17 protein-coding genes are annotated in these 16247 nt (G+C 39.9%); 7 read left to right on the forward strand and 10 right to left on the reverse strand.

Annotation, left to right across the window (positions count from 1 at the left end; genetic code table 11):
• Positions 1–8 precede the first annotated feature (8 nt).
• From AAZR19_RS12700 to AAZR19_RS12715, 4 genes are all read left to right on the forward strand, one after another.
• Entirely contained in the window at positions 9–1892 is a 1884-nt protein-coding gene (locus AAZR19_RS12700; protein WP_434703408.1) for a thioredoxin domain-containing protein, read from the forward strand.
• Between the two features lie 152 nt (positions 1893–2044).
• A complete protein-coding gene (locus AAZR19_RS12705; protein ID WP_024424429.1) occupies positions 2045–2815 on the forward strand; it encodes a SurA N-terminal domain-containing protein in 771 nt (256 codons plus the stop codon).
• 226 nt (positions 2816–3041) lie between these two features.
• The gene (gene glpT / locus AAZR19_RS12710; RefSeq protein WP_041106127.1) at positions 3042–4376 is read left to right on the forward strand and encodes a glycerol-3-phosphate transporter; all 1335 of its coding nucleotides are present in this window, start codon (positions 3042–3044) and stop codon (positions 4374–4376) included.
• 92 nt (positions 4377–4468) lie between these two features.
• On the forward strand, positions 4469–5350 hold the full coding sequence (locus tag AAZR19_RS12715; protein ID WP_434703374.1) for a glycerophosphodiester phosphodiesterase: 882 nt from the start codon (positions 4469–4471) through the stop codon (positions 5348–5350).
• Between the two features lie 38 nt (positions 5351–5388).
• Here AAZR19_RS12715 and AAZR19_RS12720 read toward each other — a convergent pair whose 3' ends face one another.
• From AAZR19_RS12720 to AAZR19_RS12745, 6 genes are all read right to left on the reverse strand, one after another.
• Complete coding sequence (locus tag AAZR19_RS12720; RefSeq protein WP_434703376.1) at positions 5389–6777, reverse strand: amino acid permease; 1389 nt, start codon at positions 6775–6777, stop codon at positions 5389–5391.
• Positions 6778–7063: 286 nt separating this feature from the next.
• A complete protein-coding gene (locus AAZR19_RS12725; RefSeq protein WP_335372209.1) occupies positions 7064–7669 on the reverse strand; it encodes an ABC-2 transporter permease in 606 nt (201 codons plus the stop codon).
• Positions 7653–8528: an ABC transporter ATP-binding protein gene (locus tag AAZR19_RS12730; protein ID WP_041106119.1), complete on the reverse strand. Its 876-nt coding sequence runs from the start codon at positions 8526–8528 to the stop codon at positions 7653–7655. The genes AAZR19_RS12725 and AAZR19_RS12730 overlap by 17 nt, the downstream gene beginning before the upstream one ends.
• Before the next feature lie 5 nt (positions 8529–8533).
• Positions 8534–8905: a GntR family transcriptional regulator gene (locus tag AAZR19_RS12735; protein WP_056768488.1), complete on the reverse strand. Its 372-nt coding sequence runs from the start codon at positions 8903–8905 to the stop codon at positions 8534–8536.
• 158 nt (positions 8906–9063) lie between these two features.
• On the reverse strand, positions 9064–10191 hold the full coding sequence (locus AAZR19_RS12740; RefSeq protein WP_326350029.1) for a DUF418 domain-containing protein: 1128 nt from the start codon (positions 10189–10191) through the stop codon (positions 9064–9066).
• A gap of 456 nt (positions 10192–10647) precedes the next feature.
• Positions 10648–10950 carry a DUF2089 family protein gene (locus tag AAZR19_RS12745; RefSeq protein WP_046313618.1) on the reverse strand — a complete coding sequence of 101 codons (303 nt, stop codon included), beginning with the start codon at positions 10948–10950 and terminating at the stop codon, positions 10648–10650.
• A gap of 189 nt (positions 10951–11139) precedes the next feature.
• Between AAZR19_RS12745 and AAZR19_RS12750 the strand changes: the two genes are divergently transcribed.
• The 3 genes from AAZR19_RS12750 to AAZR19_RS12760 are packed head-to-tail and all read left to right on the forward strand — an operon-like array spanning position 11140 to position 13188.
• Positions 11140–11565: a DUF4064 domain-containing protein gene (locus AAZR19_RS12750; protein WP_434703380.1), complete on the forward strand. Its 426-nt coding sequence runs from the start codon at positions 11140–11142 to the stop codon at positions 11563–11565.
• A gap of 13 nt (positions 11566–11578) precedes the next feature.
• Positions 11579–12268: an ABC transporter permease subunit gene (locus tag AAZR19_RS12755; protein ID WP_434703382.1), complete on the forward strand. Its 690-nt coding sequence runs from the start codon at positions 11579–11581 to the stop codon at positions 12266–12268.
• The gene (locus tag AAZR19_RS12760; RefSeq protein ID WP_434703384.1) at positions 12268–13188 is read left to right on the forward strand and encodes an ATP-binding cassette domain-containing protein; all 921 of its coding nucleotides are present in this window, start codon (positions 12268–12270) and stop codon (positions 13186–13188) included. The genes AAZR19_RS12755 and AAZR19_RS12760 overlap by 1 nt, the downstream gene beginning before the upstream one ends.
• Positions 13189–13253: 65 nt before the next feature.
• Here the strand turns inward: AAZR19_RS12760 and AAZR19_RS12765 are convergent, their stop codons facing one another.
• From AAZR19_RS12765 to AAZR19_RS12780, 4 genes are all read right to left on the reverse strand, one after another.
• Positions 13254–13451, reverse strand: coding sequence for a hypothetical protein (locus AAZR19_RS12765; RefSeq protein WP_434703386.1), 198 nt, complete (start codon positions 13449–13451; stop codon positions 13254–13256).
• A 95-nt stretch (positions 13452–13546) separates the two neighbouring features.
• Positions 13547–14062: a HEAT repeat domain-containing protein gene (locus AAZR19_RS12770; protein WP_041115347.1), complete on the reverse strand. Its 516-nt coding sequence runs from the start codon at positions 14060–14062 to the stop codon at positions 13547–13549.
• 19 nt (positions 14063–14081) lie between these two features.
• Positions 14082–15503, reverse strand: a complete 1422-nt coding sequence (gene skfF / locus AAZR19_RS12775) for a sporulation killing factor system integral membrane protein (RefSeq protein WP_434703388.1) — start codon at positions 15501–15503, stop codon at positions 14082–14084.
• On the reverse strand, positions 15496–16218 hold the full coding sequence (locus tag AAZR19_RS12780; protein ID WP_434703390.1) for an ABC transporter ATP-binding protein: 723 nt from the start codon (positions 16216–16218) through the stop codon (positions 15496–15498). Before AAZR19_RS12780 ends, skfF begins: the two co-directional genes overlap by 8 nt.
• Positions 16219–16247 lie beyond the last annotated feature (29 nt).

Raw genomic sequence — 16247 nt, forward strand, 5'->3', positions numbered from 1 at the left:
GCCACGTCATGGCACACGAAAGCTTCGAAGATCAACAAGTCGCTGACATCTTAAATGAGCATTTCATTTCAATCAAAGTCGATCGTGAGGAGCGTCCAGATATCGACTCGATGTATATGTCTGTTTGTCAGATGATGACGGGGCAAGGCGGCTGGCCGCTCAACGTGTTTGTCACGCCTGATCAAAAGCCTTTTTATGCGGGAACATATTTTCCAAAAAGAAGTGCATACGGGCGTCCTGGCTTCATCGAGGCACTCACACAATTGCTGGATGCGTACCATAACGACCGAGATCATATTGAATCATTGGCAGAGAAAGCGACAAATAATCTGCGGATTAAAGCAGCAGGGCAGACAGAAAACATACTGGCTCAAGAAGCAATTCACAAAGCCTATTACCAGCTCATGAGCAGCTTTGATACACTGTATGGCGGATTCGGCTCCGCACCGAAATTTCCTGCACCTCATATGCTCTCTTTTCTGATGCGCTATTACGAATGGACAGGACAGGAGAATGCGCTGTATGCAGTCACGAAAACGTTAGATGGGATGGCAAATGGCGGTATATATGACCATATTGGTTCCGGTTTTTCTCGTTATTCGACGGATGAAAAATGGCTTGTGCCACATTTTGAAAAAATGCTGTATGATAATGCCTTGCTGATGGAAGCTTACACAGAAGCGTATCAGCTCACCTCAAAACCTGAGTATGAAAAACTTGTCCAACGCCTGATCCAATTTATTAAACAAGATATGATGAATCTAGGCGGCTCCTTTTATTCAGCGATAGATGCAGATTCTGAAGGGAAAGAAGGACAATATTACGTTTGGGCAAAAGATGAGATTATCACCCATTTAGGCGAGGACCTCGGCGCATTATTCTGCGCTGTCTACCACATCACAGAAGAGGGGAACTTTGAAGGGGAAAACATCCCTCATACCATTTCCACCTCTTTTGAGGACATCAAGGCCTCTTTTTCGATCGACAATAAAACCCTTCAGTCTAAGCTGCAAGAAGCCCGTCACATTTTACAATCAGTCAGACAGCAGCGACCCGCACCGCTTGTCGATGACAAGGTGCTCACATCATGGAATGCACTGATGATCGCAGCTCTCGCCAAAGCAGGAAGAGTCTTTGATGCAGATGAAGCGATCCGTATGGCGAAGCAGGCGATGTCTTTTCTAGAAACACATCTTGTTCAACATGATCGTCTCATGGTCCGATATAGAGAAGGTGACGTGAAGCATCTCGGCTTTATCGAGGATTATGCGCATATGCTAAAAGCCTATATGTCTTTATATGAAGCGACCTTTGAATTAGATTGGCTGGAAAAAGCCACAGCCATTGCGGAGAACATGTTTGAGCTGTTTTGGGACAAGGAAAAAGGGGGCTTTTTCTTCTCGGGATCAGATGCGGAAGCGCTCCTCGTTCGAGAAAAAGAAGTGTACGACGGTGCCATGCCTTCTGGTAACAGCACCGCACTCAAGCACCTTCTCATGCTAAGCAGACTGACCGGACGTCAGGATTGGCTAGACACATTACGGCAGATGTTCCAAGCCTTTTATGTCGATGTCTCTTCCTACCCAAGCGGACACACAGCGTTTCTGCAAGGGCTCCTAAGTCAATATGCAACCAAAAGAGAAATCATCATTCTCGGAAAAAACGGCGACCCTCAAAAAGAACAGCTTTTACAGGCGCTTCAAAAACGCTTCGTTCCATTTGATATCATATTGACTGCCGAAACAGGGAAAGAATTAGCGAAGCTCGCGCCCTTTACAAAAGATTACAAAACAATTGATGGCAAAACCACCGTGTATATTTGTGAAAATTACAGCTGCCGCCAGCCAATCACCGATATCGACGAAGTGATGGAACAATTATTCCACAATTGAGTTTGTCATGAGATGACTATGAGAAGACAAAATGAGGACAAACAGATAAAAAACATGTCAATCCGCTAACAAATTGTCTGTACGGTTTTATTTTTCCTAAAAAACGGTTAGAATGCGCACTAGACGTTCTCATACCGAAGGGAGAGAAAATGATGAAAAAGGTATCATACACACTCATCGCTTGTTTGTTATCTGTTGGACTTGCAGCCTGCTCGTCAAACGATGCCAAACAAGATAAGCAAAACGATTCAGCTAAAAACAAGGAAACAACACAGGCTGATCAAAAAGAACAGCAAAAGCAAATGGAAGAAATGCAAAAGAAATTAGACGCACAAAAAATCGATGATCAAAAGGTCGTTGCGACTGTCAACAAAGACAAAATCACAGGCAGTGAATACAATAGCGCTTTATCTACCATTCAAGGACAGCTTCAGCAGTCCGGGCAAGACCCAACTTCTAAAGAAGGCGAGAAAGCAGTCAAGAAACAAACCATTGATGCGCTCGTAGGACAAGAGCTCATCCTGCAAGATGCTGAGAAGAAGGGCTTCAAAGCCTCTGACAAAGAGGTAGATAAGCAGCTAAAGGAAGAAAAGAAACAGTTTAAAGACAACGCTCAATTCGAAGAAGCACTTAAAAAGAGCGGACTCACATTGGATCAGCTGAAAAGCGACATTGCTGACAGCATTAAATACAGCCAATATGTCGACAAAGAAATCAAATCAGCCTCCGTGTCTGAGAAAGATGTCAAAGCGTATTATGATCAATACGCAGACCAAATGAAAAAACAAAAGCAAAAAGCACCAGAATACAAAGAGGTTAAATCACAAATTAAAAAACAGCTAGAATCTCAAGAAAAGCAAAAAGAAGTCCAAAAAGAAATTGAAAAACTAAAGAAATCTGCGAAAATTAATGTGTCTCTATAACCGCTAAGAAAAAATCCGCCATTGTGCGGATTTTTTTTGTTACTTCATGACCCATTTTTCCAAATTTATGACAAAAGCCTCATCATAAACGTCTCTTCCATCCGATATGATGGGAGTACAAAAGAAAGCGCTAACAATTCTTTTGTCTCTGAAAAGGTACAGGATCAAAAGCAATTCTCGTACTTTTGCTTCAGTCAATCAGACATCTACAAAAGGAGGATCTTTCATGTTCAAATGGTTTAAACCTGCTCCGCATATCGACAGGCTTGATGATGCCAAAACAGACGAGACGTATAAGCGGCTGCGGCTGCAAGTCTTTCTAGGCATCTTTATCGGGTATGCGGGCTACTATTTGCTGCGCAAAAATTTCGCTTTTGCCATTCCATATCTACAGGAAGAGGGGTTCACGAAAAGTGAATTAGGCTTTGTACTCGCAGCCGTATCTATCGCTTATGGCTTTAGTAAATTCATCATGGGGATGATCTCAGACCGCTGTAACCCCAGATACTTTTTAGCTGCCGGACTCTTTTTATCCGCTCTTATCAATATCCTATTTGTCTCATTTCCATGGGTGACATCCAGTGTATGGATCATGTTTTTATTCATGTTCTTAAACGGCTGGTTTCAAGGCATGGGGTGGCCGCCATGCGGACGTACGATGGCGCACTGGTTTTCGGTTAGTGAACGTGGTACGAAAATGTCCATTTGGAACGTCGCTCACAATATCGGCGGGGGGATTCTTGCACCGCTTATCACATTAGGGATTGTACTGTTTGCGACGTGGAAAAGTATCTTTTTCTTCCCTGCCATCATTGCCATTATCGTCTCCTTCGTGATCATACTTCTCGTACGGGATACCCCGCAATCCACTGGTCTTCCGCCAATTGAGGAATATCGAAATGACTATCCGGCACAAAAGTATGAGGATCAAGAAAAAGAATTAACAGTGAAAGAGATTTTATTTAAATATGTACTCAACAATAAATTCCTATGGTATATCGCAATCGCCAACGTGTTTGTATACTTCGTCCGTTACGGTGTCGTTGACTGGGCGCCGACCTACTTAACAGAAGCAAAGGGCTTTTCACCAGAGCATTCACGCTGGTCTTATTTTCTTTATGAATATGCAGGCATTCCCGGTACATTATTGTGCGGCTGGATCAGTGACCGCTTCTTTAGAAGCCGCCGCGCACCAGCAGGCGTCCTCTTTATGGCCGGGGTGTTAATTGCCGTTCTTGTTTACTGGCTAAACCCTGCAGGCAATCCAATGGTCGATAACATTGCCCTCATCAGCATCGGCTTTTTGATTTACGGACCGGTCATGCTCATTGGACTTCAAGCCATTGATCTCGCTCCGAAAAAAGCAGCTGGCACTGCTGCCGGACTGACAGGCTTCTTCGGCTACATTGGCGGCTCTGCCTTTGCCAATGCCATGATGGGCGTCGTCGTCGATCACTATGACTGGACAGGAGGCTTCATTTTACTGGTTGGTTCTTGTGTGCTTGCGATTGTTTTCCTCGCTATGACATGGAATACAGGAAAACGCGTAGAGCAAGCTTAATGAAAATCACATAAAAGATTCATATCCGCCCAACATGCTCTTTACATCTATTTCTTATGATGGAGGCAGTTACCGTAAAAGGAGGATAAAATATGAAGAAAAGTAGATTACTTGCTTTCGTGTTGCTCTCTTTTGCTTTACTGTCTTTTGCGTGGGTGCCGGCCACCGTATCGGCACATGAAAACCTTTTATCTCCAGATCGCATCTTAACCGTTGCACACCGCGGAGCATCAGGGTATGCACCAGAGCATACCCTGGCTTCCTACAAGCTCGCCACAAAGATGAATGCAGATTACCTCGAACTCGACCTTCAAATGACAAAGGATGGACATCTCATCGTGATGCATGATGAAACCGTTGACCGAACCACAAACGGAACAGGCTGGGTCAAAGATCTCACACTTGCTGAAATCAAACAACTTGATGCTGGTACATGGTTTAACGAAGCCAATCCCGACAGACAAAATGCCAACTATATCGGACAGAGAGTCCTGACATTAGATGAGGTGCTGCGCTATTTCGGCAAACGAGAGAATTATTATATTGAAACAAAAAAACCAGACCTTTATCCGCAAATGGAAGAAAAACTATTGGCCGCCTTAAAGAAACATCACCTTCTTGGGAAACACACAAGAAAAGGGCAGGTCATCATTCAATCCTTTAGTGAAGACAGCCTGCTAAAGCTGCAGAAATTAGCTCCACGCCTGCCAAAAGTACAACTATTAGACAGAAACCAAATGACATCCATCACAGACGATCAGCTCGACTTTATCAAAACGTACGCCGTGGGTGTTGGACCGAATTTCAGAGCATTAACACCTGAAAACGTCCAGCAGGTCAGAAGCCACGGACTCCTCCTTCATCCATATACGATAAACAGCGAAGCAGACATGACCCGTCTACTGCAATACGGCGTCACCGGCCTTTTCACCAACTATCCAGATGTCTTTAACCGTGTCAAAGCCTCGTTGTAACAACAAAAGCCTTGCGGTCCGCTCCGCAAGGCTTTTGATTATTTCACCGTTTGATTAGATGAAGCTGTTTCAATCGGCTTTCGTTTTCCAATTCCAAATACAAAAAAGCTAAGTGCAACTAAAATCAAGAACCCAATTGCTACAATAAGAGAAATACGCGTATCCTGATTAATGAGCATAAACACAAGAACCATCAATAAGAAACCAATAGTGAGATAATTAGAAACTGGTGCCAGCGGCATCTTGAACGGATGCTGATCAAGCGCTGCCCCCTTTGCCTTTCTGAAGCCAATATGACTAATCAAAATGACAAACCAAGGCACCATCCCAGGAAGGACACTCGCACTATACACATAGACAAAAATGTTTGGCGGAGAAACATAATTCAGAACAACTCCTATCGCTAAACCAATCAGCACAGCGAATGTCCCAAAATACGGTACACCGTTCTTCGAAATTTTCGTAAAGAAAGCAGGCGCCTGACCATTCACTCCTAATGTATAAAGCATACGACCCGCACTGAAAATACCACTATTACAGCCGGACATCGCTGCTGTAATGACAACAAAGTTAATAATACCAGCCGCTGCTGTAATCCCGACCTTCGCAAACGTCGCCACAAATGGACTGCCAAGGGTATTCAGCTGATCCCAAGGATACACAGTCACAATGACAAAGATCGCACCGATATAGAAAATCAAAATACGCCAGATGATACTTTTGATGGCATTTGTCAGCGTCTTTTGCGGATTTTGCGCCTCACCCGCTGTAATCCCAATGAGCTCGACACCTTGATAAGCAGCAATAACTAGAGACAATGCAAACAGGAATCCGCTAAACCCACCTGTAAAGAACCCGCCATGCGCCCAAAGGTTAGACAGCCCAATAGGAGTCCCGCCATTTCCAAAACCGAAGAAAATAATGCCTAAACCTGCAACAATCATCAAGATAATCGTCACAATTTTGATCATCGCAAACCAAAATTCAAATTCACCGAACGACTTAACCGAAATCAAATTGGCTGCTCCTAAAATGATCATCGCAATTAACCCTGGAATCCACGCAGGCAGCTCTGGGAACCAATATTTCATATAAGCCCCAACCGCAATAATTTCCGACATTCCGACAATGACCCACTGGAACCAGTTACTCCAAGCCGTCATATACCCTGCAAGCGGATGAATATATTGATGCCCGAATGTAGCAAACGACCCTGTACTCGGCTCAAGATATAACATTTCTCCCATCGCACGCATAATAAAAAAGATAAAAATACCACACACTGCGTACGCTAGAAGAACCGATGGACCTGTCCATTGAATGGCCTTCGCTGACCCCATAAATAAGCCAACACCGATTGTGCCGCCAAGAGCGATCATTTGAATATGGCGGGCACTTAACCCTCTCTTTAATTCCTTTTGAGCCACTTTTCTTCCCCCTCATCAACAAACAACATAAAAAATAAAAATCAGAATTTTCATTCTGATTGAGAAACATCAATCTTTCGATGTATATTATCATAATAAATCTACCCTTAAAAAACAATTGTTTTTTTGAGGGAAACACTATTAACAAAATATTCTGACATAAAAGTAAGTTCAAATTATTTTATATTGATATAATCAATAACCAGAAAAATCTTTAAAAAAAGACCGCTCACACGGTCTTCTAAGCTCAAGCTGTAAATTTATAGAAACATCGGCAATTGCTTTCCTAAAACACTTTCCTCTGGTAAATCACAGTAGAAAGTCCCCAAGACAGCAAGTAGAAGAGCATAATCAGCACAGCTGACCCCGTATATAAAACAGGGATCGATAAATTCATGATAAAATCAGTGAGCCCACTAAATTGCTCTGCTAAATAGAGAACAACAGGCGGTCCCATAGCAGATAATACGATAAAGCCAATGATCACTGCCGTTGTGATATAGCCAGGCTTTAAGATATAAAACAATGGAAACGTACACGCCGCGAACAATAAAAACAACCCGCTGCCAATCGCAATATCTGACAGCGAAAACAGCTTCCCAAACACAAGTAATGCAGCACTTGTCAGCCCGATCGCAATGACCATATAAAAAACGGCACCAAGATAACGGGAGGCAATAATTTCATTCCGGGTATAAGGCAAAGAATTTAATAGAATATTCGTTTCTGCCTTTTCATCATACGCATATGTGTTAAATGGAATGAAGACACTAGCGACTATAAACGTCAATACTGGATGGACATCCATGAAAATAAAAAATAAGATAAACGGAATAAAAATAAGTAACTGCTTCTTTTGCAAAATCACATCACGCTTAATTAAATGAAACATGCGCAACCCCGCCTTTCAAATAAAACATGATATCCTCAAGCGACGCCGGTTCAATCACAACAGCATCCCCAAAAATAAGTTTCACCTCATCAACCCGATCGGTTAATGCTTCAAATCCGGCTGCTGTACGCTGGATATGGACAAAGGCCTTTTCTGTATCTCGATCCAATAACTCCAGGCTTCCTTTCACAAGCGCATAACCCTCTGCCACTTCATGAATCGACTGTTGAAAAACCAGCCTTCCATTTTGTATAAACGCAATATAATCCGCAATCCGGTCTAAATCAGTCGTCACATGCGTCGAGAAAAAGATCGTCTTATTTCCATCAATCATCAATTCTTGTAACGTGCTGAGCAGCTCTCTTCTAAAAACCGGATCTAAACCAGCAGTTGGTTCATCCATGATAATCAGCTCTGCATGATGTGACAGCGCAATCGCTAGTGAAGCCTTCATCTGCATGCCTTTTGAAAATGTTTTGATCGCTTTATTCAGCGGCAGACCAAACTGTTCAATATATTGATCAAAAAGCTGGTCATCCCAGCGTTTATAGGCAGGAGCCACAATCCGTTTGATGTCCTTTAAATTCAACCCTGGAAAAAAAACATTGGCATCGTAAACAAATCCGATTCGTTCCTTAATCTCTTTTTCATGAGTATGATAATCCAATCCAAAAACTTTTATGTCACCTGAATCGGGTTTTAACAAATTCATGATCATTTTAATGGTGGTCGACTTACCCGCTCCATTCTCTCCAATAAACCCTGTGACAAAGCCTTTCTTAACCCGTAAATCAAGATCCTGAACGGAAAAATCCTTGAATTGTTTCGATACTCCTTTAAATTCAATCACATGCTCCACTCATCTCACTCCTCATATAAGAACTTTAATAACTGCTGCAATTCATCAAAAGATAAGCCTAATTCTTTCCCGTTTGTGACTACTGCTCCAAGCTGTTCCTCGATCACCTTCAATTTCTTCTCTCTCATCACTTCTAGGTTTTGTTCCGCAACAAATGATCCCTTGCCTACAATCGAATAAATAAATCCCGCCTTCTCTAACTCTTCATACGCTCGCTTTGTTGTAATCACGCTAATTTGTAAATCCTTCGCCAGCTTTCGAATAGACGGCAACGCTGCACCTTCTTCAAGCTCACCCGTTAAAATCATCGATTTGATTTGATTCGTAATTTGCTCATAGATAGGCTCCTTAGAATGGTTTGAAATCGTAATTTGCATATAAAAACCTCTTTTTTCAGAAAAATATTGTATATACACTATATATACATTATATACACACTAAAAGAATATTCAACCATTTTAAAAACGTTCTCCTCATTTATTTAAAATAAAAAACCGCACAGCCCTTAAGCCATACGGTTCTTTAACAAAATATTTTATTTCCAATATACCCATTTTCCCATAAGCCACTCCACAGGACCTCTTCTCCATTTTTTCAAATAGAGATAGCTGATGAACAGCTGTGCTGTGTACAGTCCGACAGCAAGCAGCAGCCCAAACATTGATCCCAATTGTCCAAATAGACCAAGTCCATAAGAATAGAAAATCGTTGTACAAATAATCGACTGCGCCAAATAGTTTGAGAGAGACAAACGGCCAAGCCCTGCAAGCAGGCGTTTGAAACCTTGGGCTGCCTTCGAATAGTAGAAAACAATAAAGGCTTGAATATACCCAATCGTCAGCACATAGGCACCCAGCGTAATCACCAATTCACTCCAAGGAGCATCAATGAACGTCGCACATTTTAAAACGAGCCCGATGATAATCATCCAAACCCAGCCTTTACGATAAGCCATTCCTCGATCTTCTTCTGTCAAATGACCCTTTTTCCCGATCGCCATGCCAAGCAGTGCAAATGGACCAACCATGATCGTACCAAAAAGAAAACCTAATATCGGCATAAGCGCAATGGTCACGATCGCCAGAATCATGGTCACAATCATCATATCGTCTTCAACCGTAATCCGGCTGAGCAAAATATCCCCATAATCACCTTTCGCATACACATCGGTTAATAAATCATCAGTCCCATAAACAAATTTCATCATGTATGGCAAAACGACTAATGACAACGCACCTAACACACCCGACCAAATAAGCATTGTTTTAATCCGGCTGCTCAAAAACATCATCAAGAAAAACGTACAAGCTCCATAATAAAGAAGAATGTCACCGTTCCAAATAAAGATGTAATGCAGCATCCCAAGCACAATCAGACCAAAGCCCCGGCGAACGACAATGGCATTCGTATTTAATCCCTTGGCCTTCGTCGATTCAATCAGCTTGATAAAAGAATACCCAAATAAAAAGGAAAAGATCGGATAAAAAGACCCTTGGAACAAAATTTCCGTTAGATATACACCGAATTCCTGTCCCCAAAAACTCGAATCAAACATTTTCTCAAAATCATAATCATATTGGAAATTAAGCATATTCACGATCAAAATACCTAATAAACTAAAACCACGTAAACTATCAATCAACTCAACCCTAGATCCCTTCAACACGACAGCTCCTTCGGACAATATAAAGATAAAGCATATTTATCATACCTTATTTTTAAAATTAAGGATATATCATCCTATAAAGTTGCTATTTTACTGAAGATATTTTAAACAGGTGCTTCATCATCTTCTATTAATATGTAATATGCTATCTCCATATAAAATGACTTAAAAATTCATAATACAATATCCTGTGACTTCATTTTTTCAATTTCTCTTTTTTTCTTTTGATGAAGCATTCTCCGGCCGCGATTCCATTCTTCGATTAAATGAGCTAATCCCACCAACATCATTATGATAAAACCAATATGATGATTTACCTGATACGTGAAATATAACCAGCCCATTACTACTAGAAAGACAATAGGAATGCACGCTCCCCACATCAAATGATTTCGTGTTGATAAAAAATACTGCAAAGCAAATACGCTAACGATTATAAGAAAGTACAAGAATTCATTCATCATCTTTACCCCTTTCTGCTTTATATTTTTCAATTATACCTTTGGCCACTTCTAAACTGATTTTCTCTTCAATTGCAAGTTTTTTCACATATTTAATCAATGTTTCTTGTTCTAATGTGTCATTTAAACGAATTAATTCAATAATTCTGTCTAGACGAGTCCTGACCGTAGGATAGGACACATCATAATCTTTTGCCATTTGTTTTAAAGAGCCTGAACTGAGAATGAACTTTCTGATAAATTCTCTATCCTCAGCATCTACAGCTAGAATCCACGTAGGAATATCTTTTTCCATGTATCCACAACCTCTCTTTGCTAACATCATAACATACATTAAATAAAAATGATCATAATTTCAATAATTTTTTTAACAATATTAAATTAATTTAAACTTTATTCAAAAATATATGGATAAACAGACTAGATCCATGATATTGTCTTTTTAAGATAATCAAACAATAAATTGGTATTTATGGAGGTTTATATGTATCAAACTTTAGAAAAATCACTTACTTTTTTAGGAATTACATTATTTATCTTATTATCGATTGGAAGTTTTATACTGCATGAAGGTACAAGAAATAGTGAGGAGACAAACAATTTAATTCAGAGTTTCTTACAAGATGAAAACATCACAGATATCACACCAGAACAAATAATTGTCATTCTTTCGAACGGAACTATATATATGATCATTTTATCTATGCTAAGCAGCTTAGTTGGGGCAATTTCTTTACAAGTCATGAAAAGAAATGCACGAGCTGCAGGTATTATGTTAATCACATCAGGTATTTTAAGTAGTTTATTAACTGTTTTCTCAGGCTTACTTGGCAGTGTTGCATATTTAATAGCTGGAATGATTGTAATTTCTAAAGATCATTCAGCCACAAAAAATAAAACCCATCTTTAGAGGAGGAGAGGTCATGTTTGCAATAGGATTGAAAGAGTTTAAAGTACTGTTTAAAAGTATACGATCCATCCTAATTGTTTTTATCATCATTGGAATTTCAACAGGTACTGCAAAAATCCTTAGTCAATTTAGTAATCAATTCGATTCTCTAGGTCTAGATGAAAATGCATATGTTGGTGGATTAATGGTTTTACTTTTTATTGCCGCTCCACTTTTTATCACAAGTCTCGCCCAGAACGCTGTGAATAAAGAGATTTATTCTCGTACAGTTCGTTTCTTAGTCACTAAGACGTCCAGAAGTAGTATCTTACTTGGAAAATTTCTCGGGAATTTTCTGTTTTGGGTTGCATGTTTAACAATTTCTTTCATTCTAATAATGCCTTTCTCAAACGCATTTTACTTTTTAGAATTGATTCAGTCCATCATCTTTATCTCGTACTTTTTAGGGTTAAGCTTGCTGCTATCTACTATTATTTCAAGCCCTTCAATTACGATGTTTTTAGGCATAACAATATCAATTATTTTGCCGATCATTGGTTTGATCAGCATTGGAACTACAAATGTTTTCATTCAAATCGTAAGTTACATCACACCATATTATTATTTCACACAAGATCAGGCTGACTTCACTTGTATTGTAGCAATATACCCTGCCATATTTTTACTCATAAGTATCATCACTTTAAGAAAGAGGGATTTATAGTGTATGCACTTAAAACAAAAAAACTAACAAAAAAGTATGGAAATAAGATTGTGGTTAATGAAATAGATTTGACCATTGAAAAAGGCAAAATATTTGGGTTTTTAGGGAAAAATGGTGCTGGAAAGTCAACATTTATTAATATGATAACAGGCATCATTCAACCAACAGGAGGATACTACGAATTATTAGGTTACAAAAAAGAGCAACAAAAAGAATGTTGGAGGAAAATAGGAGTTCTTCCTGATTACTCATCACTTTATGAAAACATGACAGCCATTGAACATATGGAGTATTTCAGCAAAATATTGAAGTTATATTTGAAGAAAGAGGATTTATTAGAACTCCTTGATAAAGTTGAGTTAAAAGATGCTGCAAAATTAAAAACTAAACACTTTTCTTTCGGAATGAAAAAGAAACTGGGAATTGCACAAGCACTGATCAATAATCCAGAACTCATTTTCTTAGATGAACCTACTTCTGGAGTCGATGCGAACTCAGCATTGACAATCCATGCCATGTTGAAAGAAATCGCTGCAAATGGGACAACTATATTTTTAACATCACATAACTTAAATGAGGTAGAAAAATTATGTGACGAGGTGGCCATCATGAACAAGGGTATTCTTCAAGCGAAAGGGAGTATCGAGGATTTAAGAAAAACCTATAAAAAGAATTTGACTGTTTATGTTAAACACAGTGCCATTTGTAAGAACCAGCAGGAATCTTTATTAATAGACCTGAAGGAAAACGTGGAAAAATGCAAAATTAACGAATTGAATTCCCATCTAGTGATTGAGGACGAAGCAAGAATCCCAACCATCAACAAACTATTCTTATCAAAAAATATTGATATTTTTAGATTAGAAGTCGATGAGCCCTCTTTAGAAGAAATATTTATGAACATTGACAATCCCATTTAAACAATCCATCAACTGTAGATTTATAAACGACATTTTATTAAATCTACAGTTGATAAGAATACTCTTTATAATGATGTCTGGTCTTCTTCTATGCGCATGACAAATTTAAGATAAAACAAGATGGCCAATCCTAAAAAAATAAAGGAAAATTCCCATTCAGAACTAATTGGCACCACTTCAAGAATGAAAACAATCACTAGAACGATACCAACCCCTGCATAGAAAAATGCATTTCTTTTTAACTCTGTATTTGATTGAAACATAACGATCCCCCTCTCTTATTTATTCCAAGTTTGTGTGGCGTAATTTTTATAACATATACCATCGATTAAAAAGGCTGACTTAACCACATTTAATATTATTCATCCCCTTTATCCTTTAGCTGAAAAGCGATAATTTTCCCTAATGCCTCCTCTGCAGCAAAAGGTGTGACGCTGCCTGTTGGATTTTCTTGTTCTTGTTTTAAGCACTCGTACATGTTTTTTTCAATTTTTGATGGATCAATCCAAGAGATACACCATGATGCCCAGAAACAAGTAGGCCCCTCATAACGTTTAGCAAGTGCCAGAAGAAATGGCAAGCTAGGTTTCCCAATCCTCATGAGTGACATGGCAGCGGCCATTCTTGTATCTTCTTCGTCACTTTCTAATAGCCGAGCTAGCGGTTCTGCTGCGTCCCCCGCATCTGCTCCAAATTCACCAAGTACAGCTGCTGCAATGTTCCGCAGAGAGCCTTTTTCTTTTAAAGCCTCAACAAGGACGGGCACTGCATCTTTTCCATATTTTCTTAAATCTCCTATTGCTTGAACGATCGTTACTTCATTTGTATTAGCCAATTGTTGAACGGATTGAGACAGCTTATTTTCTGGTTTCATTTACAATCAACTCCTCTTTTTAATGAACCGCACGGTATCGATAACAAAGCACATAAGATCCAGACCCAGCCACTAGAGATACAATTGTAGTCAACAAGCCATCAGTGATGAGATGAATGCTAATAACGATCATAGCACTGATCACAGACGCAAATAGCAATGATCGATAATAGGCAGCCAGAGCAAAACTCATTTCTCGTCTCAGAGGCTGCATAAAGGCAAAGAGTCGTATGGCCAAAAACCATATATAAACTCCTCCACCAAATAAGGTCCAATACAAAACATCCTGAATCTCAACCAAATAAAGAGAAATCAAGTAGAAAGCATACAACCAAAAGGTTTGAAACACCTCTAACAGAATGATTTTTTGATATAAAGCACCTGGAAAAAGGTAGAGCACTCCTGTTTGTGCGTGTCTTACAATCCCCGCATAATATGAACTAAAAAGAACAGATGCAGCAATGACAATCAAGAATAGATTCAGCCAATCTGAAAAATAAGTAAAGAGGACATAGTAAGTACCGATTAACAGCATGGTAGATAGCACATGGAAGGTGATATATTTTTTTATCAGCAATAATTCAATCCAAAGAAAAGCCCAAACGCCCGTTAATGCTGGAAGTCCCCACCATGTCCTGCTCTTTTTTTGAACGATTGGACTTGATTGAATATGTTTCCCCTCAAATTCCTCCCAAAATACTGCCTCCTTGACTAAAGACTCCTTCATCTCTAAACGATGACTAGCACTGTACATCATCATGAAAGATAGAAACATCACTCCAATAAAAATGAAGATAGAAAGAATAGAGAACTCTTCGATCATACGCCCAGCTTGAAACATCAAAGAATCAGCAATGTTCATCAATGAGGGCTGTTTCATCATCAATTGATTCAAAACAAGCAGTGCAAAGCTGAAAAACATCAATACAAAGCCGAGTAAGAGCAGTCGCTTGTATACTCTAATGGTTCTAGCACAAGACACCGCAATCATCCAAGTTTCGACCATACATAACAGCCCTGTCAGGATGAGTGATTTGCCAAGCAGAAACGGGTACTGCTGCGTCATAAAAAACAGAAGAAGATCCGCAGCCAAAGCAGAGATAATGAGAAGAGCCCCTCGCCAGAAAATATGATACATCCACACACCGATAACAACCGTCCATAAAGAAGCGCCATTTCCATATAACCAAATGATATCGTTCATTTGACTAGGCAGCCGATTTGTAAACAAGCCAAACCCCGTATAGAGAACAAACAAACAGACAATGATCCACCCAGCTGCAACCGCATTCCAATCACCCATACTTGAAACTGCGCTTAGCTGAAAACCAATTGCCGCAATGAAAAGAAGTAAGATCAGAAAAGGCATTTTCTTTTCTTGATTTTTACTGATCAAGCGCCTTTGAGATTTCATCCATAAAAGGGAGAGTGTGTTATTCACTTGACCACTCCCCCAAAAGTTGAATAACTTTTGCCCTCCACTCAACCTGTTCTTCCTTTAATTGAGGAACATTCATACTCTTCATGATGGCACCGTCTCGAATCAATACAACCCTGCTAGCCGTATCAAGGACAAACTCCAGACTATGAGTCGACACAAAGACCGACCCACCTTGACTGCTTTTTTGTCTCAGCCAATCCGACAGCCACTGTTTTGACGGTATATCTAACCCAACAGTCGGTTCATCTAATATAAAAAGGGAGGCATCTTGAACAATGGCCCCTGCTAAGACAACACGCTGCTTTTGGCCTCTTGAAAGCCTTCCACACAGTTCATTCATCTTCTTTTCCATATGTACTTCTTTCAACGCTTCATATACCTTTTCCTTGATCTGTTTTAAGCCTTTATGATATCCACGTGCACGGAATTGAACATGTTCAGCAGCCGTTAAGTCTGGATACAAATACGGCTGATCAGGAATAAGAGCTACTTGTTTTTGGACATGGGCATGACCAGGCGGGAAACCCTCTATGAGAATTTCCCCTCCATCTGGTTTATATAGACCCGTTAAACATCGAATCGTTGTCGTCTTCCCAGCACCATTAGGCCCAAGCAGCGCCACAACCTCTCCTGCTTCGATGGAAAATGACAGACCCTCTATCCCATCACCATTGCTATATCGTTTGCTTACATTCTGAACCTCCATGAATGGCATCAAATCTCTCCCTTTGATTAGAGTGATGT

It is taken from the genome of Bacillus sp. Je.9.29.b (assembly GCF_051129925.1).
In the GTDB taxonomy this organism is placed as follows: domain Bacteria; phylum Bacillota; class Bacilli; order Bacillales; family Bacillaceae; genus Bacillus; species Bacillus safensis.